The organism is Enterobacter sp. SECR19-1250 (genome assembly GCF_013391025.1).
In the GTDB taxonomy this organism is placed as follows: Bacteria; Pseudomonadota; Gammaproteobacteria; order Enterobacterales; family Enterobacteriaceae; genus Enterobacter; species Enterobacter cloacae.
This window is the reverse complement of sequence record NZ_JACASJ010000007.1, coordinates 43,635-67,002: the sequence shown is the minus strand read 5'-3', so window position 1 is coordinate 67,002 and position 23,368 is coordinate 43,635. Positions and strand designations below refer to the sequence as shown.

Annotated in this window: 20 protein-coding genes and 2 tRNA genes; 5 read left to right on the top strand and 17 right to left on the bottom strand. The window is 53.6% G+C overall.

Translation table 11 applies throughout. The features are described 5' to 3' along the window. Positions 1-47 precede the first annotated feature (47 nt). The 8 genes from pnp to HX884_RS03375 form a co-directional block, all read right to left on the bottom strand. Positions 48-2,186 (bottom strand): polyribonucleotide nucleotidyltransferase, encoded by a 2,139-nt coding sequence (pnp, locus tag HX884_RS03410; protein ID WP_178327651.1) that lies wholly within the window; start codon positions 2,184-2,186, stop codon positions 48-50. Between the two features lie 242 nt (positions 2,187-2,428). After that, positions 2,429-2,698 carry a 30S ribosomal protein S15 gene (gene rpsO / locus HX884_RS03405; protein ID WP_013098914.1) on the bottom strand — a complete coding sequence of 90 codons (270 nt, stop codon included), beginning with the start codon at positions 2,696-2,698 and terminating at the stop codon, positions 2,429-2,431. A 156-nt stretch (positions 2,699-2,854) separates the two neighbouring features. After that, positions 2,855-3,805: a tRNA pseudouridine(55) synthase TruB gene (truB, locus tag HX884_RS03400; protein ID WP_013098915.1), complete on the bottom strand. Its 951-nt coding sequence runs from the start codon at positions 3,803-3,805 to the stop codon at positions 2,855-2,857. Beyond that, positions 3,805-4,209, bottom strand: coding sequence for a 30S ribosome-binding factor RbfA (gene rbfA, locus HX884_RS03395; protein WP_003024988.1), 405 nt, complete (start codon positions 4,207-4,209; stop codon positions 3,805-3,807). The genes truB and rbfA overlap by 1 nt, the downstream gene beginning before the upstream one ends. A gap of 102 nt (positions 4,210-4,311) precedes the next feature. Continuing rightward, positions 4,312-7,002 (bottom strand): translation initiation factor IF-2, encoded by a 2,691-nt coding sequence (gene infB, locus HX884_RS03390; RefSeq protein ID WP_013098916.1) that lies wholly within the window; start codon positions 7,000-7,002, stop codon positions 4,312-4,314. A gap of 24 nt (positions 7,003-7,026) precedes the next feature. Further along, positions 7,027-8,529, bottom strand: a complete 1,503-nt coding sequence (gene nusA, locus HX884_RS03385) for a transcription termination factor NusA (RefSeq protein ID WP_013098917.1) — start codon at positions 8,527-8,529, stop codon at positions 7,027-7,029. Positions 8,530-8,557: 28 nt separating this feature from the next. Then, positions 8,558-9,010: a ribosome maturation factor RimP gene (gene rimP, locus HX884_RS03380; RefSeq protein ID WP_014833432.1), complete on the bottom strand. Its 453-nt coding sequence runs from the start codon at positions 9,008-9,010 to the stop codon at positions 8,558-8,560. A 207-nt stretch (positions 9,011-9,217) separates the two neighbouring features. Next, a tRNA-Met gene (locus tag HX884_RS03375) sits at positions 9,218-9,294 on the bottom strand. A gap of 286 nt (positions 9,295-9,580) precedes the next feature. Between HX884_RS03375 and argG the strand changes: the two genes are divergently transcribed. Further along, complete coding sequence (gene argG / locus HX884_RS03370; protein ID WP_178327650.1) at positions 9,581-10,927, top strand: argininosuccinate synthase; 1,347 nt, start codon at positions 9,581-9,583, stop codon at positions 10,925-10,927. Positions 10,928-11,104: 177 nt separating this feature from the next. Here the strand turns inward: argG and HX884_RS03365 are convergent. The 6 genes from HX884_RS03365 to rlmE form a co-directional block, all read right to left on the bottom strand. Next, a tRNA-Leu gene (locus HX884_RS03365) sits at positions 11,105-11,191 on the bottom strand. 9 nt (positions 11,192-11,200) lie between these two features. Next, complete coding sequence (gene secG / locus HX884_RS03360) at positions 11,201-11,533, bottom strand: preprotein translocase subunit SecG (protein WP_003861803.1); 333 nt, start codon at positions 11,531-11,533, stop codon at positions 11,201-11,203. A 223-nt stretch (positions 11,534-11,756) separates the two neighbouring features. Beyond that, positions 11,757-13,094 (bottom strand): phosphoglucosamine mutase, encoded by a 1,338-nt coding sequence (glmM, locus tag HX884_RS03355; protein ID WP_178327649.1) that lies wholly within the window; start codon positions 13,092-13,094, stop codon positions 11,757-11,759. After that, positions 13,087-13,935 carry a dihydropteroate synthase gene (gene folP, locus HX884_RS03350; RefSeq protein ID WP_045902610.1) on the bottom strand — a complete coding sequence of 283 codons (849 nt, stop codon included), beginning with the start codon at positions 13,933-13,935 and terminating at the stop codon, positions 13,087-13,089. Before folP ends, glmM begins: the two co-directional genes overlap by 8 nt. Before the next feature lie 98 nt (positions 13,936-14,033). After that, positions 14,034-15,968, bottom strand: coding sequence for an ATP-dependent zinc metalloprotease FtsH (ftsH, locus tag HX884_RS03345; protein WP_178327648.1), 1,935 nt, complete (start codon positions 15,966-15,968; stop codon positions 14,034-14,036). 102 nt (positions 15,969-16,070) lie between these two features. After that, positions 16,071-16,697 carry a 23S rRNA (uridine(2552)-2'-O)-methyltransferase RlmE gene (gene rlmE / locus HX884_RS03340; protein WP_003861812.1) on the bottom strand — a complete coding sequence of 209 codons (627 nt, stop codon included), beginning with the start codon at positions 16,695-16,697 and terminating at the stop codon, positions 16,071-16,073. Positions 16,698-16,824: 127 nt separating this feature from the next. Here rlmE and yhbY point away from each other — a divergent pair, with 127 nt between their 5' ends. Further along, positions 16,825-17,118: a ribosome assembly RNA-binding protein YhbY gene (gene yhbY / locus HX884_RS03335; RefSeq protein ID WP_014833438.1), complete on the top strand. Its 294-nt coding sequence runs from the start codon at positions 16,825-16,827 to the stop codon at positions 17,116-17,118. A gap of 151 nt (positions 17,119-17,269) precedes the next feature. Here the strand turns inward: yhbY and greA are convergent, their stop codons facing one another. Continuing rightward, a complete protein-coding gene (gene greA, locus HX884_RS03330; protein ID WP_013098923.1) occupies positions 17,270-17,746 on the bottom strand; it encodes a transcription elongation factor GreA in 477 nt (158 codons plus the stop codon). A gap of 227 nt (positions 17,747-17,973) precedes the next feature. On the opposite strand from greA, the gene dacB reads away from it, so the two are divergent. Genes dacB through pmrB form a run of 3 tightly spaced genes read left to right on the top strand, consistent with a single transcriptional unit; the run spans position 17,974 to position 21,112 of the window. Continuing rightward, a complete protein-coding gene (gene dacB, locus HX884_RS03325; RefSeq protein WP_178327647.1) occupies positions 17,974-19,407 on the top strand; it encodes a serine-type D-Ala-D-Ala carboxypeptidase in 1,434 nt (477 codons plus the stop codon). A 2-nt stretch (positions 19,408-19,409) separates the two neighbouring features. Beyond that, entirely contained in the window at positions 19,410-20,072 is a 663-nt protein-coding gene (pmrA, locus tag HX884_RS03320; RefSeq protein WP_013098925.1) for a two-component system response regulator PmrA, read from the top strand. After that, positions 20,069-21,112 carry a two-component system sensor histidine kinase PmrB gene (gene pmrB / locus HX884_RS03315; RefSeq protein ID WP_178327646.1) on the top strand — a complete coding sequence of 348 codons (1,044 nt, stop codon included), beginning with the start codon at positions 20,069-20,071 and terminating at the stop codon, positions 21,110-21,112. The genes pmrA and pmrB overlap by 4 nt, the downstream gene beginning before the upstream one ends. 38 nt (positions 21,113-21,150) lie before the next feature. Here pmrB and cgtA read toward each other — a convergent pair whose 3' ends face one another. Both cgtA and HX884_RS03305 read right to left on the bottom strand, forming a co-directional pair. Beyond that, positions 21,151-22,323 carry an Obg family GTPase CgtA gene (gene cgtA, locus HX884_RS03310; RefSeq protein ID WP_014833442.1) on the bottom strand — a complete coding sequence of 391 codons (1,173 nt, stop codon included), beginning with the start codon at positions 22,321-22,323 and terminating at the stop codon, positions 21,151-21,153. Further along, on the bottom strand, positions 22,320-23,294 hold the full coding sequence (locus HX884_RS03305) for a DMT family transporter (protein WP_178327645.1): 975 nt from the start codon (positions 23,292-23,294) through the stop codon (positions 22,320-22,322). The genes cgtA and HX884_RS03305 overlap by 4 nt, the downstream gene beginning before the upstream one ends. Positions 23,295-23,368: the final 74 nt, after the last annotated feature.

The window sequence follows — 23,368 nt, the reverse complement described above, 5'->3', positions numbered from 1 at the left end:
TCCTGCCTGATAATGGCCCTCCGCGATGCGGAGGGCAAATGGCAACCTTACTCGCCTTGCTGTTCTGCTGCCGGTGCTTCTGGCGCAGCAGCTGGCTGAGACTGCTCGGTTGCTTCTTTAATGCTCAGACGGATACGGCCCTGGCGGTCAACTTCCAGAACTTTAACCGGTACTTCCTGACCCATCTGCAGGTAATCGGTCACTTTCTCAACGCGCTTGTCAGCGATTTGAGAGATGTGTACCAGACCTTCTTTACCGCCACCGATGGCAACGAACGCGCCAAAGTCAACGATACGGGTCACTTTACCATTGTAGATACGGCCCACTTCGATTTCTGCAGTGATTTCTTCGATGCGACGAATCGCGAATTTCGCTTTTTCGCCGTCGGTCGCTGCGATCTTCACCGTACCGTCATCTTCGATTTCAATGGTGGTGCCGGTCTCTTCGGTCAGCGCACGGATCACGGAACCGCCCTTACCGATAACATCTTTGATCTTGTCTGGATTGATCTTGATGGTGTGAATACGCGGAGCGAACTCGGAGATATCACCGCGCGGCGCGTTGATAGCCTGTTCCATCACGCCCAGGATGTGCAGACGCGCACCTTTAGCCTGGTTCAGAGCAACCTGCATGATCTCTTTGGTGATACCTTCAATTTTGATATCCATCTGCAGTGCAGAGATACCTTCGCGGGAACCCGCCACTTTGAAGTCCATATCGCCCAGGTGGTCTTCGTCGCCCAGAATGTCAGACAGAACAACAAAGTTGTCGCCCTCTTTCACCAGACCCATTGCGATACCCGCAACGGCGGCTTTGATTGGCACGCCTGCATCCATCAGCGCCAGAGAGGCACCACACACGGAAGCCATGGAAGAAGAACCGTTGGATTCGGTGATTTCAGAAACCACACGAACGGTGTACGGGAATTTGTCTGCGTCTGGCATCACTGCCAGCACGCCGCGCTTCGCCAGACGACCGTGACCAATTTCACGACGCTTAGGCGAACCCACCATACCGGTTTCCCCTACGGAGTACGGAGGGAAGTTATAGTGGAACAGGAAGCTGTCAGTGCGCTCGCCCATCAGCTCGTCGATGATCTGTGCGTCACGTGCAGTACCCAGGGTCGCGGTAACCAGCGCCTGCGTTTCGCCACGGGTGAACAGCGCAGAACCGTGAGTACGTGGCAGTACGCCAGTACGCACGTCCAGACCACGGATCATGTCTTTTTCACGGCCATCGATACGCGGCTCGCCAGCCAGTACGCGGCTACGAACAACGTTTTTCTCGATTGCGTGCAGAATTTCGCTCAGCTCGTTAGCGTCCAGCGTTTCGTCTTCAGCAACCAGCGTGGCGATGGTTTCGTCTTTGATCACGTCAACCTGAGCATAACGCTCCTGCTTGTCGGTGATACGGTACGCATCGCTCAGACGCGCTTCAGCCAGTGCAGCAACGCGTGCGTTCAGCGCGTCGTTAGCGGCTTCAGGCTGCCAGTCCCAACGTGGTTTACCGGCTTCTTTCACCAGCTCGTTGATGTTCTGGATAACAACCTGCTGTTGGTCGTGGCCGAAGACCACAGCGCCCAGCATCTGGTCTTCGCTCAGCAGCTCTGCTTCAGACTCAACCATCAGAACGGCGGCTTCCGTACCGGCAACAACCAGGTCCAGCTTACTTTCTTTCAGCTCTTCCTGAGTCGGGTTCAGCACGTACTGGTCGTTGATGTAACCAACGCGCGCGGCACCGATAGGACCATTGAATGGAATACCGGACAGAGACAGCGCAGCGGAGGCACCGATCATCGCAACGATATCCGGGTTAACCTGTGGGTTAACGGAAACCACGGTCGCGATAACCTGCACTTCGTTTACGAAGCCTTCCGGGAACAGCGGACGAACCGGGCGGTCAATCAGACGCGCGATCAGGGTTTCGCCTTCGCTTGGACGGCCTTCACGACGGAAGAAGCCACCCGGGATTTTACCGGCAGCGTAAGTACGCTCCTGGTAGTTAACGGTCAGTGGGAAGAAGTCCTGACCTGGTTTAGCTTTTTTCTGGCCAACAACGGTCACGAATACCGCGGTGTCATCCATGCTTACCATAACGGCAGCAGTAGCCTGACGTGCCATCATGCCGGTTTCCAGCGTGACGGTATGCTGACCATACTGGAATTTACGAACGATCGGATTCAGCAAAATTCTGTCCTTTCTTAAATGTTTGACAGCACACCACCGGTGTGCTGACGATTTAACCCGACCTTCTTCGCATCCTCGCGACTAATGACAACCAACACCCCCATGGGTGAAGCCTCTCATTAGCCGCGCGAACCTCTGCAAGGAAGATCATTTATAGCAACAATACAATAGTTTCCAGTGAATTGCTGCGGTCCGGTTGAAAAAAGGGGCCATCAGGCCCCCTTTTCTGAAACTCGCAAGACTTAGCGACGCAGACCCAGACGCTCGATCAGCGCGGAGTAACGTGCAACATCTTTACGTTTCAGGTAGTCGAGCAGTTTACGACGCTGAGAAACCATACGCAGCAGACCACGACGGCTGTGGTGATCTTTTTTGTGCTCTGCAAAGTGACCCTGCAGGTGGTTAATCTGTGCAGTCAGCAGTGCAACCTGAACTTCGGTAGAACCGCTGTCGTTAGTACCACGACCAAACTCAGAAACGATTTTAGCTTTAGCTTCAACGCTTAGAGACATTTTCAAACTCCAAAGTATAAAGAATGTAAGGATGCCGATCTCTAATTCAGCGATCCCCGTATACGCCCCGCAAAATTGTTAAACAATTTGCCGGACGTTAAGCCGCGATATTCTACTCGCCTCACCGGTTTACCGCAAGGTGAGCTGATATCGCCGTCAGCCTTCGACCGGGTATTCCACCACCAGACGGCGGGGCGCAACGCGTCCTTCACCGTCCATTTCACCCATGCCGATAAACTTACCGTCATCCCCTTCGGTCACGCGTACCAGGCCTTCCAGCGGTGCATTCGTGGTCCGAACCGGGTTTCCGTTCTTAAAGTAAACGGACGATGTTAAAGGAAGATTAACAACCGGGAAGTCGGCCGCCGGGCTATCCATCGGCATCAGCAGCGGGTCAAGCAAATCTGCCGCGGCAACACCCTGCGCTTGCGCCTGTTCAACCAGCGCGTGCAGATGCTCAAGGGTCACCATCCGCTCAACCGGATATTTACTGACGGCCAGGCGACGCAGGTAGATAACATGCGCACCGCAGCCGAGCTTCTCGCCCAGGTCATCGATAATAGTGCGAATATAGGTGCCTTTCGAACAGTGCACTTCCAGCTCCAGTTCGTCACCCTCGTGGCGAATAAAGAGCAGTTCATACACGGTGATCGGGCGGGCTTCACGCGGCACTTCAATACCCTGGCGCGCATATTCGTAGAGCTTTTTACCCTGATATTTCAGCGCAGAATACATCGACGGCACCTGCAGCGTATCGCCACGGAAGCTCTCCAGCGCCGCATCCAGTTGCTCTGCGCTAAACGTCACAGGACGCTCTTCCACCACCTGACCATCGGCATCGGAGGTGTCCGTGCGCTGGCCCAGCCTGGCGATAACGCGATAACGCTTATCGGAATCCAGCAGGTACTGAGAAAACTTTGTTGCCTCCCCCAGGCAGATGGGCAGCATGCCCGTCGCCAGGGGGTCCAGCGCGCCTGTATGGCCCGCACGGTTGGCATTATAAATACGCTTCACTTTTTGCAGCACGTCGTTGCTGGATGCGCCCTGGGGTTTATCCAGCAGCAGCACACCATGCACGTCGCGGCCACGACGACGAGGACGACTCATCAGTCCTCCTTGCTGTCGTCCGCCGGGTTAACACGACGTTCGTCGTCATGTTTCACCACGCTGGTCACCAGGTTGGACATACGCATACCTTCGACCAGGGAGTTGTCGTAGAAGAAGGTCAGCTCAGGCACGATACGCAGACGCATCGCTTTGCCGAGCAGAGAGCGGATGAAACCAGAGGCTTCCTGCAACGCTTTAATACCATTTTTCACTGCCGCTTCGTCCTGATCGTTCAGGAACGTTACGAACACTTTGGCATACGCGAGGTCACGGGACATCTCCACGCCGGACACGGTGGTCATCATGCCCACACGCGGATCTTTAATTTCGCGTTGCAGAATGAGCGCGATCTCTTTCTGCATTTCCTGCGCTACGCGCTGCGGGCGACCAAATTCTTTCGCCATAATAAATTCTCCAGACAAAAAAGGGGCTAAAGCCCCTTTTTAAAATTATTGCCGGGTGGCACGAGGCGATCCCGGCCGACATATGGACCTATCCCAACAGGATTAGTCGATGCTGCGTTGGATCTCGATGATTTCGAACACTTCGATCATATCGCCAACGCGAACGTCGTTGTAGTTCTTCACGCCGATACCACATTCCATGCCGTTACGGACTTCGTTAACGTCATCTTTGAAGCGGCGCAGGGATTCCAGCTCGCCTTCGTAGATAACCACGTTGTCACGCAGTACGCGGATTGGGTTGTGACGCTTGATGGTACCTTCGGTAACCATACAGCCCGCGATCGCACCGAATTTCGGCGATTTGAACACATCGCGCACTTCAGCCAGACCGATGATCTGCTGTTTCAGCTCTGGAGACAGCATACCGCTCATCGCTGCTTTCACTTCGTCGATCAGGTTATAGATGACGGAGTAGTAACGCAGATCCAGGCTTTCTGCTTCGATCACGCGGCGAGCAGACGCATCAGCACGCACGTTGAAGCCAACCAGAATGGCGTTAGAGGCAGCCGCCAGGGTTGCGTCGGTTTCGGTGATACCACCTACGCCAGAACCGATGATCTTCACTTTAACTTCGTCAGTAGACAGTTTCAGCAAGGAGTCGGAAATCGCTTCCACAGAACCCTGAACGTCAGCTTTCAGTACGACGTTCACTTCGTGAACTTCGCCTTCAGCCATGTTCGCGAACATGTTCTCGAGTTTAGATTTCTGCTGACGAGCCAGTTTAACTTCACGGAATTTGCCCTGACGGTACAGTGCAACTTCACGCGCTTTCTTCTCGTCACGCACAACGGTCACTTCGTCACCGGCAGCCGGCACACCGGACAGACCGAGGATTTCCACTGGAATGGACGGACCTGCTTCCAGCACTTCCTGACCCAGTTCGTTACGCATCGCACGAACACGACCGTATTCGAAACCACACAGGACGATATCGCCTTTATGCAGTGTACCTTCGCGAACCAGAACGGTAGCCACCGGGCCACGGCCTTTATCCAGGAAGGATTCGATGACCGCGCCGCTCGCCATACCGTTACGGATCGCTTTCAGCTCCAGAACTTCAGCCTGCAGCAGGATCGCGTCCAGCAGCTCGTCGATACCAGTACCTGCTTTCGCAGACACGTGTACGAACTGGCTTTCACCGCCCCACTCTTCTGGCAGGATGCCGTACTGGGACAGTTCGTTTTTAACACGATCTGGATCCGCTTCTGGCTTATCGATCTTGTTCACTGCAACCACAACCGGCACACCCGCCGCTTTCGCGTGCTGGATAGCTTCGATGGTCTGTGGCATCACGCCATCGTCTGCAGCAACAACCAGAACAACGATATCTGTCGCCTGAGCACCACGAGCACGCATTGAGGTAAACGCGGCGTGGCCTGGGGTATCCAGGAAGGTGATCATACCGTTGTCGGTTTCTACGTGATATGCACCGATGTGCTGGGTAATACCACCCGCTTCACCGGAGGCTACTTTCGTAGAACGAATGTAGTCGAGCAGAGAGGTTTTACCGTGGTCAACGTGACCCATGATGGTCACAACTGGCGCACGCGGTTCTGCCGCAGCACCGGTATCACGGTCGCTCATTACTGCTTCTTCCAGCTCGTTTTCACGACGCAGGATAACTTTGTGGCCCATCTCTTCGGCAACCAGCTGTGCGGTTTCCTGGTCGATCACCTGGTTGATGGTCGCCATTGCGCCCAGTTTCATCATCGCTTTGATGACCTGAGAGCCTTTAACCGCCATTTTGTTCGCCAGATCGCCAACGGTGATGGTTTCGCCGATCACAACGTCACGGTTAACGGCCTGAGCTGGCTTCTGGAAGCCCTGCTGCAGGGAAGAACCTTTACGCTGTTTGCCGCCTTTACCGCCACGCACGGCTGCCCGCGCTTCTTCACGGTCAGCTTTAGACTCGGCGTGTTTGTTGCCTTTTTTCGCCGGACGCGCTGCTTTCGCATTGCGACCACGACCACGACCGCCTTCTACTTCACGGTCGTTATCATCTTCAGCCTGACGTGCGTGCTGAGAAGTGGTCACGTGATAGTCGCTGGTATCTTCAGACTGCTCAGCGGTATCAATACCGTTCTTCTCGTTTTCTTCTGCCATACGGCGCGCTTCTTCAGCCACACGACGCGCTTCTTCTTCAAGCTTGCGGCGTGCTTCTTCTTCGGCTTTACGCTTCAGTTCAGCAGCTTCATTTTCACGACGGGCTTTTTCAGCCTGGGCGGTTTTAGTCATTTCGTCTGTCTGTTGATTGCTCACTTTGTCTTTTTCCGCAGCTTCACGCTTCACTTTTTCACTTGCGTCGCGTTTCGCTTTCTCTGCGGCCTCACGTTCAGCTTTTAATTCTGCCTCACGTTTGGCAGTTGCTTCTGCCTCACGCTGAGCTTGTTCTTCCGCTTCACGCTGTGCCTGCTCTTCCGCGGCAAGGCGCTCTGCCTCTTGCGGATCACGTTTTACAAAGGTGCGCGTCTTGCGGACTTCAATTTGTACCGATTTACTTTTGCCACCGGTACCTGGAATATTCAACGTGCTGCGCGTTTTGCGCTGCAGCGTCAGCTTGTCAGGCGCAGAGCCGTGTTCACGGTTGAGGTGCGCTAACAAGGTTTGTTTTTCGTTTGCCGTCACTGAGTCATCAGCGGTCTTCGGGATCCCTGCATCAGCAAATTGCTGTACCAGGCGGTCCACGGAGGTCTGAATCTCAGCAGCCAGCGATTTTACAGTTACATCAGTCATGCTGTTCCTTCCTGCTACAGTTTATTACGCTTCGTCGCCGAACCAGCAAATATTACGTGCGGCCATGATGAGTTCGCCGGCTTTCTCGTCGGTTAAACCTTCGATATCAGCCAGGTCATCAACGCCTTGCTCAGCGAGATCTTCCAGCGTACAAACACCACGGGCAGCCAGCTTGAACGCAATCGCACGATCAAGACCTTCCAGATTCAGCAGGTCATCAGCCGGCTTTTTATCGCCAAGGCTTTCTTCCTGAGCCAGTGCCAGGGTGGTCAGTGCGTTTTTAGCGCGTTCACGCAGGGCTTCAACGGTTGGTTCATCCAGACCGTCAATTTCCAGCAGCTCTTTCATTGGCACATAGGCCAGTTCTTCCAGCGTAGAGAAACCTTCTTCTACCAGAACCGTGGCGAACTCTTCGTCAATGTCCAGGTATTTCGTGAAGGTATCGATCGCCGCATGGGCTTCAGCCTGATGCTTGGCCTGCAGGTCATCAACGGTCATCACGTTGAGTTCCCAGCCGCTCAGCTGTGACGCCAGGCGTACGTTCTGACCGTTACGGCCGATTGCCTGCGCCAGATTACCCGCTTCAACAGCGATATCCATGGTGTGTTTGTCTTCGTCAACAACGATAGACGCCACATCCGCCGGAGCCATTGCGTTGATCACGAACTGCGCCGGGTTGTCATCCCACAGAACGATATCAATACGTTCGCCGCCCAGCTCGGTAGAGACCGCCTGAACACGCGCACCACGCATACCGACGCAAGCACCGACCGGGTCGATACGCTTGTCGTTGGTTTTCACCGCAATTTTCGCACGGGAGCCCGGATCGCGAGCCGCCGCTTTAATTTCGATAACTTCTTCGCCGATTTCAGGCACTTCGATACGGAACAGTTCAACCAGCATTTCTGGTTTAGAACGGGTCACGAACAGCTGTGCACCACGCGCTTCAGGGCGAACGGCATACAGCACACCACGGATACGGTCGCCAGGGCGGAAGTTTTCACGCGGCAGCATGTCTTCACGGAGAATCACAGCTTCAGCGTTGCCCGGCATCCCTTCGGATTTGATCTCCAGAGAGATGTTGTCGCGGTTCACTTTCTTCACCACGCCAGTGATGATTTCGCCTTCCTGATCGCGGAACTGATCGACAACCAGCGCACGCTCGGCTTCGCGAACTTTCTGCACGATAACCTGTTTTGCGGTCTGGGTGGTGATACGGTCGAAGGTCACAGATTCAATCTGATCTTCAACATAGTCACCAACGTTCAGGCTTTCGTCTTCAAAACGCGCCGCTTCCAGGGTGATCTCTTTGGTTGGCTGGGTCACTTCTTCAACGATTACCCAACGACGGAATGTATCGAAGTCACCGCTTTTACGATCGATTTCTACGCGAACATCGATCTCTTGTTCGTATTTTTTCTTGGTTGCTGTAGCCAGTGCACTTTCCAGCGCTTCGAAAATCTTTTCACGCGGCAGTGATTTCTCGTTGGAGACGGCTTCAACAACAGCCAAAATTTCTTTGTTCATCGCGGGCTTTTCACCTCAATCCAGACTGTTAAAAGTGGGGAACCAGGTTCGCCTTCTGGATATTACTCAGCGCGAACACTTCATCTTTGCCTTCGACTGTTACCGTGATCATTTCACCATCAACGGCTTTGATAATTCCCTGCCATTTACGGCGGTTCTGTACGGCCATACGCAGAACGAGAGCCACTTCTTCACCGGTAAAGCGCACATAGTGCTCGGCCGTGAACATCGGGCGATCGAGGCCAGGTGAGGAAACTTCCAGGTTGTACGCAACGGTAATTGGGTCTTCAACATCAAGAACCGCACTCACCTGGTGGCTAACATCAGCACAATCATCAACATTGATGCCATCTTCACTATCAATATAGATGCGCAGCGTCGATGTACGGCCGCGAACGAATTCGATGCCGACCAGTTCGTAGCCCAGTGCTTCGACCGGTGCAGTAATCATCTCTGTTAATTTTTGCTCTAATGTGGACAAGCCCACCCCCAAGACATAAAAAAAGGGCGTAAAGCCCAGTTATTCTGTAGTCAGATAACAAAAAACCCCGATAAATCGGGGCTTTAGATAACTGAACCCTATAGCCACAACTGTGGCCTGGAGCACTCTCCGAAAGAATTTTTTCAAATCCAGCTACGAAGGCTCTAAGTCTTCACAGTATATTTGAAAAATGACTTTATGGGAAAGTGGTTGCGGGGGCCGGATTTGAACCGACGACCTTCGGGTTATGAGCCCGACGAGCTACCAGGCTGCTCCACCCCGCGCCTGAAACGTGGCAAATTCTACGCGTTTTGGACAGAATTTGCAAATAATGCTGGGATTTGGTACCGAAGACGGGACGTAAAACCGGCATTTAGTATATTGATAGTGAGCCCCATCTGTCAACTCAGTTTCCGCCAGGGCATACGGAGGGAAATTTTTACAAAAAACGCACGAGTCTCTTCCGGTCATCGACAAAAGATGATTAAATGAATACTCACTTATTTTGCATAAACATGCATCGAGAGCGAAAGCGGTCTCTAATCAGTCAATCACGCAGGGTTTTATTTTATGACGACGATTCTCAAGCATCTTCCGGTAGGACAACGTATTGGCATCGCTTTTTCAGGCGGCCTGGATACCAGCGCTGCACTGCTGTGGATGCGCCAAAAGGGAGCGGTTCCGTATGCATATACTGCGAACCTGGGTCAGCCGGATGAGGACGACTATGATGCCATTCCTCGTCGTGCTAAAGAGTATGGCGCAGAGAACGCACGTCTGATTGATTGTCGTAAGCAGCTGGTCGCCGAAGGTATTGCCGCTATCCAGTGTGGCGCGTTCCATAATACCACTGGCGGTCTGACCTATTTCAACACCACCCCACTGGGCCGTGCCGTGACCGGCACCATGCTGGTTGCCGCCATGAAAGAAGATGGCGTGAACATCTGGGGTGACGGCAGTACCTATAAAGGCAACGACATTGAACGTTTCTATCGTTATGGCCTGCTGACCAACGCCGAGCTGCAGATTTACAAACCGTGGCTGGACACCGATTTTATCGATGAGCTGGGCGGCCGTCATGAAATGTCTGAATTTATGATCGCCTGCGGCTTCGACTATAAAATGTCCGTCGAAAAAGCCTACTCCACTGACTCCAACATGCTGGGCGCAACGCACGAAGCAAAAGATCTGGAGTTCCTGAACTCCAGCGTGAAAATCGTTAACCCAATCATGGGCGTGAAATTCTGGGATGAAAGCGTCAAAATCCCGGCAGAAGAAGTGACCGTGCGTTTCGAGCGTGGCCATCCGGTTGCCCTGAACGGCAAGACCTTCTCTAATGATGTGGAACTGATGCTGGAAGCGAACCGCATCGGCGGTCGTCACGGCCTGGGTATGAGCGATCAGATCGAAAACCGTATCATCGAAGCGAAAAGCCGTGGCATCTATGAAGCCCCGGGGATGGCGCTGCTGCACATTGCCTATGAGCGTCTGCTGACCGGCATTCACAACGAAGATACCATCGAGCAGTATCACTCCCATGGCCGTCAGTTGGGTAAACTGCTGTATCAGGGCCGCTGGTTCGATCCACAGGCACTGATGCTGCGTGATGCCCTGCAGCGTTGGGTGGCAAGCGCTATCACTGGCGAAGTCACTCTTGAACTGCGTCGCGGGAATGATTACTCCATTCTGAACACTGTGTCTGACAACCTGACCTACAAAGCAGAACGTCTGACCATGGAAAAAGGTGAATCCGTATTCTCACCTGATGACCGTATCGGTCAGCTGACCATGCGTAATCTGGATATCACCGATACACGTGAGAAGCTGTTCAACTACGTTGAGAATGGCCTGCTGTCAGCCAGTTCCGGCAACGGCCTGCCGCAGGTTGAAAACCTGGAGCACAGCGATAAGAAGTAATCGCTGATGTGAAGTGTAAAAGGCGTCCGATGGACGCCTTTTTTGTGGCCTTTTGTAGGGCGGGTAAGCGCAGCGCCACCCGCCATTTTGCCCGGTGGCGCTGCGCTTACCGGGCCTACGATCGATAAAAAATACAAACAAAAAAAGACGTCTTTCGACGTCTTTTTTCTGGAATATTGGTACCGAGGATGGGACTCGAACCCACAAGCCCGTTAGGGCACTACCACCTCAAGGTAGCGTGTCTACCAATTCCACCACCTCGGTACGGAATACTTACTGCGGGATATCGCTGGTTGGCTTAGCCGGTGCAGCTGGCTGAGTCTGCTCAGTTTTCGCTGGCGCGCTCAGATTTTCCCACTCGCTTCCTTTGCTGGTCTTGTTGCTGTTGATATTGCCAAGCACCAGGCTGATGATGAAGAACAGCGTAGCCAGAATCGCTGTAGTACGGGTCATGAAGTTCGCAGAACCACTTGAACCGAACAGCGTACCGGAAGCGCCTGCTCCGAAGGAGGCTCCCATATCAGCGCCTTTACCTTGCTGCAGCATAATCAGCGCTACGAGAGCGATGGCTACAATAAGGAAAATAACTAAAAGAGCTTCGTACATAATCAACCTGTTCCTTGCGGATTTGCCGCATACCAATGCTTCGACCAATTAGCAGGATTTTTGTTTCCCACTGAAGCGGGTGTGAATACTAACCAAAGCGAATGACCTTCGCAAGGGCAATTTTGACGCATTGTATCAACTGCAGAAAAAAACAGCAAAAAGCCACGAAATGCTTAAAACTAAGGCGGCAAGCGCCGCCTTTTTAAACACTTACTGTGAAAAGTTATGCAGCTTTTACAGCATCTGCAATACGGTGCGCAAATTCAGTCACCTGCGCTTCGTCTTCGCCTTCCACCATCACGCGGATCAGCGGTTCAGTACCTGACTTACGCAGCAGAACACGCCCACGGTTGCCAAGCGCAGCTTCAACGTCTGCCATCACCGCTTTGACGTTATCATTTTCCAGCGGATCGCCTTTGCCTGCGGTGAAGCGCACGTTCACAAGGATCTGCGGGAACATTTTCATGCCGCTGCACAGATCGTGCAGGCTCATATAGTTGCGTGCCATCGCGGCAACAACCTGAAGCGCTGCCACAATGCCGTCACCGGTGGTGGTTTTGTCGAGCAGGATCACATGACCGGAGTTTTCAGCGCCAATACGCCAGCCTTTCTCCTGCAGTTTTTCCAGCACGTAGCGGTCACCCACCTTCGCGCGAACAAACGGGATCCCCAGCTGTTTCAATGCCAGCTCCAGACCCATGTTGCTCATCAGCGTTCCAACCGCACCGCCGCGCAACTGCCCCTGACGCAGACCTTCACGCGCAATAATGTAGAGGATCTGGTCGCCATCGACCTTGTTCCCTTCGTGGTCAACCATGATTACACGGTCGCCGTCGCCGTCCAGGGCAATACCCAGGTCCGCTTTTTCTGCCAGCACGCGTGCCTGCAGGGCACGAACGTCCGTCGCACCAACCTGTTCGTTAATGTTCAGACCATCAGGCTCACAGCCAATGGTGATCACCTTCGCCCCCAGCTCGCGGAAAACATTCGGCGCAATGTGATACGTCGCGCCGTTTGCACAGTCCACCACAATTTTGAGGTGAGCCAGGCTTAGCTCGTTCGGGAAGGTGCCTTTGCAGAATTCAATGTAACGGCCAGCCGCATCAACAATACGGTTTGCTTTGCCCAGCTCAGCGGAATCAACACAGGTGATCTCTTTTTCCATTTCGGCTTCGATCGCCTCTTCCACATCATCCGGCAGCTTGGTGCCATCAATGGAGAAGAACTTAATACCGTTATCATAGAACGGGTTATGTGAGGCTGAAATCACGATGCCGGCTTCCGCGCGGAAGGTACGCGTCAGATAGGCGACAGCAGGTGTTGGCATTGGGCCAGTAAAGGATGCTGAAAGCCCGGCAGCGGCGAGACCGGCTTCCAGTGCGGACTCCAGCATATAGCCTGAAATACGGGTATCTTTACCAATAATGATTTTACGAGAGCCATGACGCGCCAGTACTTTACCTGCAGCCCAGCCCAGTTTCAGGACAAAATCAGGTGTGATTGGCGCGTCGCCTACGCGCCCGCGGATGCCATCGGTGCCAAAATATTTACGATTACTCATAGCGTTTATTTCCCTTCGCTGCCAGTGTGGCTTCCACCACGCGCATGGCCTCTACTGTTTCTTTTACATCATGGACACGAATTATATGCGCGCCCTGCATTGCTGCAATCACCGCGCAGGCCAGACTGCCGCTCAGGCGTTCACTCGGCCCGACATTCAGCAACTGCCCAATCATCGACTTTCTCGACATGCCAACCAGCAACGGCAGGCCGAAATGATGAAACTCGGATAAACGCGCAAGCAACGCATAATTGTGGGAGAGATTTTTACCGAAACCGAACCCCGGGTCGAGCAGCAATTTCTCTTTTGCGATACCTGCACGCTCACAGCGTGCAATATGCTCAATAAAGAAGCGATTCACATCCGCAAAGACATCCTCATACTTAGGCGCATCCTGCATCGTTTTCGGTTTTCCCTGCATATGCATCAGACAAACCGGCAGCCCGGTTTCCGCGGCCGCTTCAATCGCCCCCGGCTCGGTCAGAGAGCGGATATCATTGATGATGTGAGCACCCACTCGCGCCACTTCACGAATCACCTCTGGCTTAGACGTGTCGACGGATATCCACACCTCAAAACGTTGTGCGATGGCTTCAACCACCGGGACCACACGCGCCAGTTCTTCCTCCACTGAAACCTCTGCCGCCCCCGGACGCGTCGACTCACCGCCAACGTCAATGATGGTTGCCCCCGCGTTAATCATCAGATTGGCGTGCTTAACCGCCTCGATAAGCGTGTTATGCGTACCGCCATCTGAGAAGGAGTCAGGGGTAACATTCAGGATCCCCATCACATGCGGATGTGAGAGATCGAGATGCGAGTCCTGGGCGAAAAGTTTCATGGCTAAATCCCTGGTATTAATGTGGTTAAACATAAAAGAAAAACCCCGGAGCAAGCTCCAGGGTTTGAGGTACAGACACACTCGCCAACAGCAGTGACTTACTTGTCGCCCAACTGTTCTGACATGGTGTTACCCGGGTTCGGCGTACGCGGTTCATCAACCGGACGCGGCGCACGCGGGGTGCCATTGTTGTCAGAATTGTTGGAAGCGCCTGGGTCTTCCCAGCCTGCTGGCGGACGCACTTCGCGGCGAGCCATCAGGTCGTCAATCTGCGGAGCATCGATGGTCTCATATTTCATGAGCGCATCTTTCATCGAATGCAGGATGTCCATATTGTCGTTCAGGATCTGACGTGCGCGACCGTAGTTACGTTCAATCAGTGCTTTCACTTCCTGGTCGATGATACGAGCCGTTTCATCAGACATATGTTTCGCTTTCGCCACAGAACGGCCCAGGAATACTTCGCCCTCTTCCTCTGCATAGAGCAGTGGACCGAGTTTGTCGGAGAAGCCCCACTGAGTCACCATGTTACGCGCCAGGTTTGTCGCCACTTTAATATCGTTGGACGCACCGGTAGAAACATGTTCCGGACCGTAGATAATCTCTTCCGCCAGACGACCGCCGTACAGGGTTGAAATCTGGCTTTCCAGCTTCTGACGGCTGGCGCTGATCGCGTCGCCTTCAGGCAGGAAGAAGGTCACACCCAGCGCACGACCGCGCGGAATGATCGTCACTTTATGCACCGGATCGTGTTCCGGCACCAGGCGACCGATAATCGCGTGGCCCGCTTCGTGGTATGCTGTGGACTCTTTTTGCGCTTCCGTCATCACCATGGAGCGACGTTCCGCACCCATCATGATTTTGTCTTTCGCTTTTTCGAATTCCACCATCGACACTACACGTTTGTTACCGCGAGCGGCAAACAGTGCAGCTTCGTTGACCAGGTTAGCCAGGTCCGCACCGGAGAAGCCCGGAGTACCGCGCGCAATGATTGCCGCGTCGATATCTGGTGCCAGCGGTACGCGACGCATGTGCACTTTCAGAATCTGTTCACGACCACGAACATCCGGCAGACCGACCACAACCTGACGGTCGAAACGGCCTGGACGCAGCAGCGCAGGGTCAAGAACGTCCGGACGGTTAGTTGCCGCGATAACGATAATACCCTCGTTACCTTCGAAGCCGTCCATCTCAACCAGCATCTGGTTCAGGGTCTGCTCACGTTCATCGTGACCACCGCCCAGACCAGCGCCACGCTGGCGGCCCACGGCGTCGATTTCATCGATGAAGATAATGCACGGTGCTGCCTTTTTAGCCTGCTCGAACATGTCACGCACACGAGATGCACCGACACCCACGAACATTTCTACGAAGTCAGAACCTGAAATAGTAAAGAACGGTACCTTCGCTTCACCCGCGATGGCTTTCGCCAGCAGGGTCTTACCGGTACCCGGAGGGCCGACCATCAGGACGCCTTTCGGGATCTTACCGCCCAGCTTCTGGAAACGGCTCGGCTCGCGCAGGTATTCAACCAGTTCACCCACCTCTTCTTTTGCTTCGTCACAACCGGCGACGTCTGCAAACGTGGTTTTGATCTGATCTTCCGTCAACATACGCGCCTTGCTCTTACCGAACGACATGGCACCTTTGCCACCGCCGCCCTGCATCTGGCGCATAAAGAAGATCCAGACGCCGATAAGAAGCAGCATCGGGAACCAGGAGATGAAGATAGAAGCCAGCAGGCTCGGTTCTTCTGGCGGCTCACCTACCACCTTGACGTTTTTAGTCAGAAGGTTATCAAGCAGCTTAGGATCGTTCACCGGGATGTAAGTCGTGTAACGGTTACTATCTTTCTTGGTAACGTTGATCTCACGTCCGTTGATACGCGCTTCGCGAACCTGGTCCTGATTGACCTCCTGCAGGAAGGTAGAATAATCCACCTTGCGGCTATTCGACTCGCTGGGCCCAAAGCTCTGGAATACTGACATCAGCACAACGGCAATGACCAGCCAGAGTATTAGGTTTTTCGCCATGTCACTCAAGGGATTAACCTCATATTACAACTGTGTTAAAAACAGCGTCAGGATACTCTATATCCAGTGTCATTCAAACTTTCGTCTGAAATCTACCGGTTATCATTTTCGCCCGGTCGCTACAATATACACTTCACGGGAACGGGCCCGGGAAGAGTCCGGCTTACGAACTTTAACCTTCGCAAACAGGGAGCGAATTTCCTTAAGATACTCCTCGAAACCTTCGCCCTGAAACACCTTCACAACAAAACTACCACCAGGCGCTAGTACATCACGACACATTTCTAACGCTAGCTCCACCAGATACATGGCGCGGGGGATATCCACCGCCGGTGTTCCACACATATTTGGTGCCATATCCGACATGACAACCTGGACCTTACTGTCACCAACACGATCAAGTAACGCTTTCAGCACTAATTCATCACGAAAGTCGCCCTGAAGGAAGTCGACACCAACGATGGGATCCATTGGTAAAAGATCGCATGCGATGATGCGGCCCGTGCCGCCAATCTGCGTTACCGCATACTGCGACCATCCGCCAGGTGCCGCACCGAGGTCAACCACCGTCATCCCCGGCTTAAAAAGTTTGTCACTTTGCTGTATTTCATCAAGTTTAAACCAGGCACGGGAACGCAACCCCTTTTTCTGTGCCTGTTGAACATATTTATCGCTAAAGTGTTCCTGAAGCCAGCGGCTGGAGCTGGCAGAACGCTTTTTACCTGTCATTTAACATTTCCGTCCTGGTTCATCGTTGCTTGCCTGTGACGTAAATTTCTACGCAGCTATTTGGCGATATAAGGGAGATGGCGGTAGAATGAACCGTTTTCAATCCCAACGTAAGCAAAAATATACGATGAATCTGAGTACTAAACAAAAACAGCACCTTAAAGGTCTGGCACATCCGCTCAAGCCTGTAGTCATGCTTGGCAACAATGGTTTGACCGAAGGGGTGCTTGCCGAGATTGAACAAGCGCTGGAACACCACGAGCTGATCAAGGTGAAAATTGCCTCTGAAGACAGAGACACGAAGAACTTGATCGTGGAAGCCATCGTGCGCGAAACCGGTGCCTGTAACGTGCAGGTCATCGGTAAAACGCTGGTGCTCTATCGCCCAACTAAAGAGCGTAAAATCTCGCTGCCACGCTAAGGATATCCTGAATTAAACACATTTTCTGTGTAAAACGAGGGATTTCTGTCAGCAGGTGAGCAAAATGCCATGCTCCTTGAGTTGATAAAAGGCCGCTATGCGGCCTTTTTCCTTTCTTTACAATGTATCAACATCTTCGTGGAGAGGCGAATTACAGGTACTCAACCTTAATAATTTCGTATTCCACTTCGCCACCCGGGGTACGGATGGTCACGACATCGTCCTGCTCTTTGCCAATCAGGCCGCGAGCAATCGGTGAGTTCACTGAAATCAGGTTCTGTTTGAAGTCTGCTTCATCGTCACCCACGATGCGGTAAGTCTGCTCTTCGTCAGTGTCCAGGTTCAGCACGCTAACGGTTGAACCAAAGATCACACGCCCATTGTTTGGCATTTTGGTGATATCGATAACCTGCGCATTGGACAGCTTAGCTTCGATATCTTTAATACGCCCTTCACAGAAACCCTGCTGCTCACGCGCCGCGTGGTATTCAGCGTTCTCTTTCAGGTCGCCATGCTCACGCGCTTCCGCGATAGCGGCGATGATTTCAGGGCGACGAACAGATTTCAGGAAATCCAGCTCTTCGCGCAGTTTTTCGGCACCACGTAAGGTCATCGGAATAGCTTGCATTTGTTATACCTCTTAAACATTCCTGTTGGGAGCAGTGTTCCCTGCCCCGGCCCTCATGAGCGGGCCAGAAGCAAAAAGAAAACCGACCCGGGAGCAACGCCCCAGGTCAGCAGCAATTTTCAATTTGATACGTATTTTACCGCGAAGTTCACTATGGGTCATCGTTTACTTTGCAGTGCCATGCACCGTAGTATGACGGTTTGTTTTCGGGTTGTTAGCGCGAGATTATGCGATTTTCCAGATTTATCATCGGATTGACTACCAGTATAACGTTCAGCGTTCAGGCCGCGAATGTTGATGAATATATTAATCAGCTCCCTGCCGGGGCCAACCTTGCTCTGATGGTGCAGAAGGTCGGCGCGCAGGCACCTGAGATTGACTATCACAGTCAACAAATGGCGCTGCCTGCCAGTACTCAGAAGGTGATCACTGCGCTCGCTGCCCTGCTTCAGCTTGGTCCTGACTTCCGTTTTACCACGACTCTTGAGACCAAAGGAGAGGTTAAAGACGGTGAGCTGAAAGGCGATCTTATTGCCCGTTTTGGCGGTGACCCCACCTTCAAACGTCAGGATATCCGCAACATGGTAGCGGTGCTGAAAAAATCTGGCGTGCAGAAGATCGATGGCAACGTGTTGATCGACACCTCCATCTTTGCCAGCCACGATAAAGCGCCGGGCTGGCCGTGGAACGACATGACGCAGTGCTTTAGCGCACCGCCATCGGCAGCGATTGTTGATCGTAACTGCTTCTCGATTTCGCTTTACAGCGCGCCAAAACCGGACGATTTAGCGTTTATTCGCGTGGCGTCTTACTACCCGGTCACCATGTTTAGCCAGGTCCGAACGCTGGCAAAAGGCTCCCCGGATGCGCAATATTGCGAACTGGATGTGGTGCCCGGCGACCTTAACCGTTTCACGCTTACCGGGTGCCTGACGCAACGAGCCGATCCCCTCCCGCTGGCCTTCGCCATCCAGGATGGTGCAAGCTACGCGGGCGCAATTCTCAAGGACGAACTGAAACAGGCTGGGATCACCTATACCGGTACCCTGCTCCGCCAGACGCAGGTTAATCAACCCGGCACGGTTATCGCCAGCAAACAGTCTGCACCGTTGCACGATTTGCTAAGGATCATGCTGAAGAAGTCTGACAATATGATTGCCGACACCGTGTTCCGCATGATTGGTCACGCGCGTTTTGGCGTTCCGGGAACCTGGCGTGCGGGTTCCGACGCTGTGCGTCAGATCCTTCGTCAGCAGGCGGGGATCGATCTGGGCAACACCATCGCTGTCGATGGTTCCGGGTTATCACGTCACAATTTGATCTCCCCGGCGACCATGATGCAAGTGCTTCAGTACATTGCACAACATGACACTGAGCTAAACTTTATTTCGATGCTGCCACTTGCCGGGCATGACGGTTCACTTCAGTTCCGGGCCGGTCTTCACGCGGCCGGTGTGGACGGTAAGGTATCAGCCAAAACAGGTTCACTGCAGGGTGTTTACAACCTTGCAGGCTTCATCACCACCGCCAGCGGGCAGCGTCTGGCATTCGTGCAGTATCTTTCCGGCTATGCCGTCGAACCGGCCGACCAGCGCAATCGCCGTATCCCGCTGGTGCGCTTCGAAAGCAGGCTTTATAAGGACATCTACCAGAATAACTAGCGATGAAACTACTTATAGTTGAAGACGATCTGTTATTACAGGAAGGGCTGGCGCTGGCGCTGTCCAATGAAGGCTATGCCCTCGACTGCGCCGCCACGGCGGCAGAGGCGGATGCCCTGATCCAGAGCGGTGAATACAGTCTGGTGATCCTCGATCTGGGCCTCCCGGATAAAGACGGGGCCACGTTGTTAAGCCAGTGGCGGCGTCGCGGTGTTGACAACCCGGTGTTGATCCTGACGGCGCGCGATGCCATCGAAGATCGTATCAACGGCCTGGATTCCGGCGCGGATGATTATCTGGTGAAGCCGTTTGCCCTTGCAGAGCTACAGGCGCGCGTGCGGGCGTTAATTCGCCGCTATCAGGGGCACAGTGATAACTTACTGACCGACGGTGATATTACCCTGAATCTGCAAACTCAGCAGGTGCTGTGCCAGTCTCTGCCTGTTGAGGTCACACCGAAAGAGTTCGCCCTGCTTACGCGTCTGATCATGCGTAGCGGGCAGACGGTACACCGTGAAACCCTCCAGCAGGATATCTACTCCTGGCAGGACGATCCGGGGTCAAATACCCTTGAAGTCCACATTCACAATTTGCGACGCAAACTTGGCAAAGACCGGATAAAAACCGTTCGTGGCGTGGGTTATCGTCTGGAGAGACAGAAATGAACAGTATGCGTCGGCGATTAATGGTTTTGCTGGCGGTGATCCTGTTATTTTTCCAGTTGATAAGCGTGATTTGGCTGTGGCATGAAAGCCGCGAACAGATTGGCTTTCTGGTCAATGAAACGCTGTCTGCAAAGGCACGTAACAACCATGTCGTAAAAGAGATCCGCGAAGCGATTGCCTCGCTGCTGGTCCCTTCCCTGGTGATGGTCGGTTTTACCCTGCTCTTCTCCTTCTGGGCAGTCACCTGGATAACTCGTCCGCTGAATCAGCTGCGGGCCAGTCTGGCGAATCGTTCGGCGGACAACCTCACTCCGCTGCCCATGTATTCAGACATGGAAGAGATTGGCGCCGTCACAACCTCTCTGAACCAATTGCTCGCCAGGCTTGATCACACCATTCAACAGGAAAGGCTCTTTACCGCCGATGCCGCGCATGAACTGCGAACCCCACTCGCCGGGATCAGGTTGCATCTGGAACTGATGGCACAGTCAGGTTCGCCACAGGCTTCAGCATTACTCAGCCGTATCGATCAACTCATGCATACCATTGAACAGCTGCTGATGCTGGCGCGGGCCGGGCAGGCAATGGCGAGCGGCCACTATGAGACGGTAAACTGGACAGACAATATCATCACCCCGCTTGGCCTTGAGCATGAAGCCAAAGAACATACGGTGATATGGCCGGCCAAAAGTCCGCTAACGGTGCAGGGGGACGCGGTGCTTCTGCGACTCATGCTGCGTAACCTGCTGGAGAATGCCGGGCGCTATAGCCCCGCAGGGACCACTATCACAGTGACATTGACCGCACAGGACGGTGGTACGCGGGTCAGTGTTATCGATCAGGGTCCCGGTATTGATGAAGCACACCGGCAGTCAATTACCGAGCCGTTCCGTCGTCTCGATCAGCGCTACGGTGGCAGTGGCCTGGGTCTGAGCATTGTGCAACGCATTGTGCAGCTTCACCACGGAAAGCTGACGCTGGAGAATGCCGCAGAAGGCGGTCTCATTGCCAGTTGCTGGCTGCCTTCAACGTTAGAATAAAAAAAAGCCCCTGTATCAACAGGGGCCTTATCGGGTCATTAGTGCTTGTAGATGAACTCGACGCCTTCTTCGTCGTCTTCATCCCAGTCGTCGTCCCAGTCGTCTTCCTCTTCCGCTTCCAGCTCTTCAAGCTGTTGACGGTGGTAGTCATCCCACATGAATTCGACTTTTTCAGGCTGCTTCGCTTCTTCCGCCTGAACAACCGGGTTCTCGATGATAAAGGTCATCACATCCCAGCAGAGATCTTTCACGCCAACCTGGCTTGCCGCAGAGATCAGGTAGTATTTCTCTTCCCACCCCATCGCTTCAGCAATGGCTTTCGCTTTTGCTTCCGCTTCGGCTTTATCCATCAGGTCAATCTTGTTAAAGACCAGCCAGCGCGGTTTGTTCGCCAGTTTCTCGCTGTATTTCTCCAGCTCGCCGACGATGATACGGGCATTTTCTACCGGATCGGACCCGTCGATCGGATCGATATCGATGAGGTGCAGCAGTACACGGCAGCGCTCAAGGTGTTTCAGGAAGCGGATACCCAGACCGGCACCTTCCGCTGCGCCTTCAATCAGACCCGGGATATCGGCAACCACAAAGCTCTTCTCGTTATCCATACGGACAACGCCCAGGCTTGGCACCAGCGTGGTAAACGGATAGTCCGCTACTTTTGGCTTAGCGGCAGAGACGGCGCGAATAAAGGTGGATTTACCAGCGTTTGGCATCCCCAGCATCCCCACATCGGCCAGCAGCATCAGCTCCAGCTGCAGGTCGCGCTTATCGCCCGGTGTACCCATTGTTTTCTGACGCGGCGTACGGTTGACGGAAGATTTGAAACGGCTGTTGCCCAGACCGTGCCAACCCCCTTTTGCAACCATCAGACGCTGACCATGTTTGGTCATATCGCCCATGGTCTCACCTGTACCCTGATCGATCACACGCGTACCCACCGGCACCTTAATGGTGACGTCTTTGCCACGTTTACCGGTACAGTCACGGCTCTGGCCGTTCTGGCCACGCTCAGCGCGGAAAGATTTTTCGAAACGGTAGTCGATCAGCGTGTTGAGGTTCTCATCCGCCTCCAGCCATACGTCACCGCCGTCGCCGCCATCGCCGCCGTCAGGGCCACCACGAGGAATATATTTTTCACGGCGGAAGCTTACGCAACCGTTGCCGCCATCACCTGCCACGACCAGGATCGTCGCTTCATCAACAAACTTCATTTTACTCTCCGTAAATCATTCGCCTGAGCGGGGACCGCTTCATTTTTGCGCCAACGCCCCCAGAGACGATGACCAATGGCGGAATACATCGCGCCCGCAACCACGACAAACGCACCGAGATAGCCCAACAGGTTGAGCATCGGTCTGACGAAGACATCGGGCCAGGCCATTGATAACAAATCTGAAAATAACAGCGTAAACAGCGGAGTGAGCGTAATCAATGCGCTCACCTGTGCTGCCTGCCAGCGCGCCATTGCTTCGGCCAGCGCGCCATAACCGACCAGCGTATTCAGCCCACAAAATATGAGGCACGCCAGCTGCCAGTCGCTAAGCTGAGTGATCACCCCCGGCTTCGCTAACGGCAATAATGTTATTGTACACAAAGTGTACAGCAAAAAGAGGATCTGCTGTGAGGCAAGACGACGCAATAACACCTTTTGCGCGACGCCATAGCTCACCCAAACCGTTGCTGCCCCCACACCGAAGATTACACCCCAGGTGTAATCGGTCAGGCGGGTAAAAATCTCTATCAGGCTGGTATTGAAGAACATTACCAGGCCACATAGCAGCATGCTCGCCCCGACGATCTGCGTACCGCGCATCTTCTCCTTGAGGATAACGACGCTGGCAACCATCATGCCGACCGGTGAAAGTTGACCAATCACTTGCGACGCCGTCGGGCTGAGATATTGCAGGGAAGAACTGAACAGAATGAAGTTACCAAACAGTCCCCCCGTCGCAATAGCCAGTAATACCAGCCAGCGCGGTTTACGGAAGAGACGCAGGGGCGGAAGCTTGCCTTTAACAGCAAGGATGGCCCCCAGGCCGATACTTGCCATCAGAAAGCGATAAAACACCACCGTAGGCGGTTCCATCACTTCCAGTACCTGCTTCATTGCAATTGGCAGCGCACCCCAGCACATTGCGGTTGTGAGCGCCAAAAGAATTCCAATGCCGGCCTGCTGCTTCATGCCCGTTTTCCCTACAGAAAAAATTACCGGGTTTCCAATGTAAAAAGCCCCGCAACAGGTTGCGGGGCTTTAAT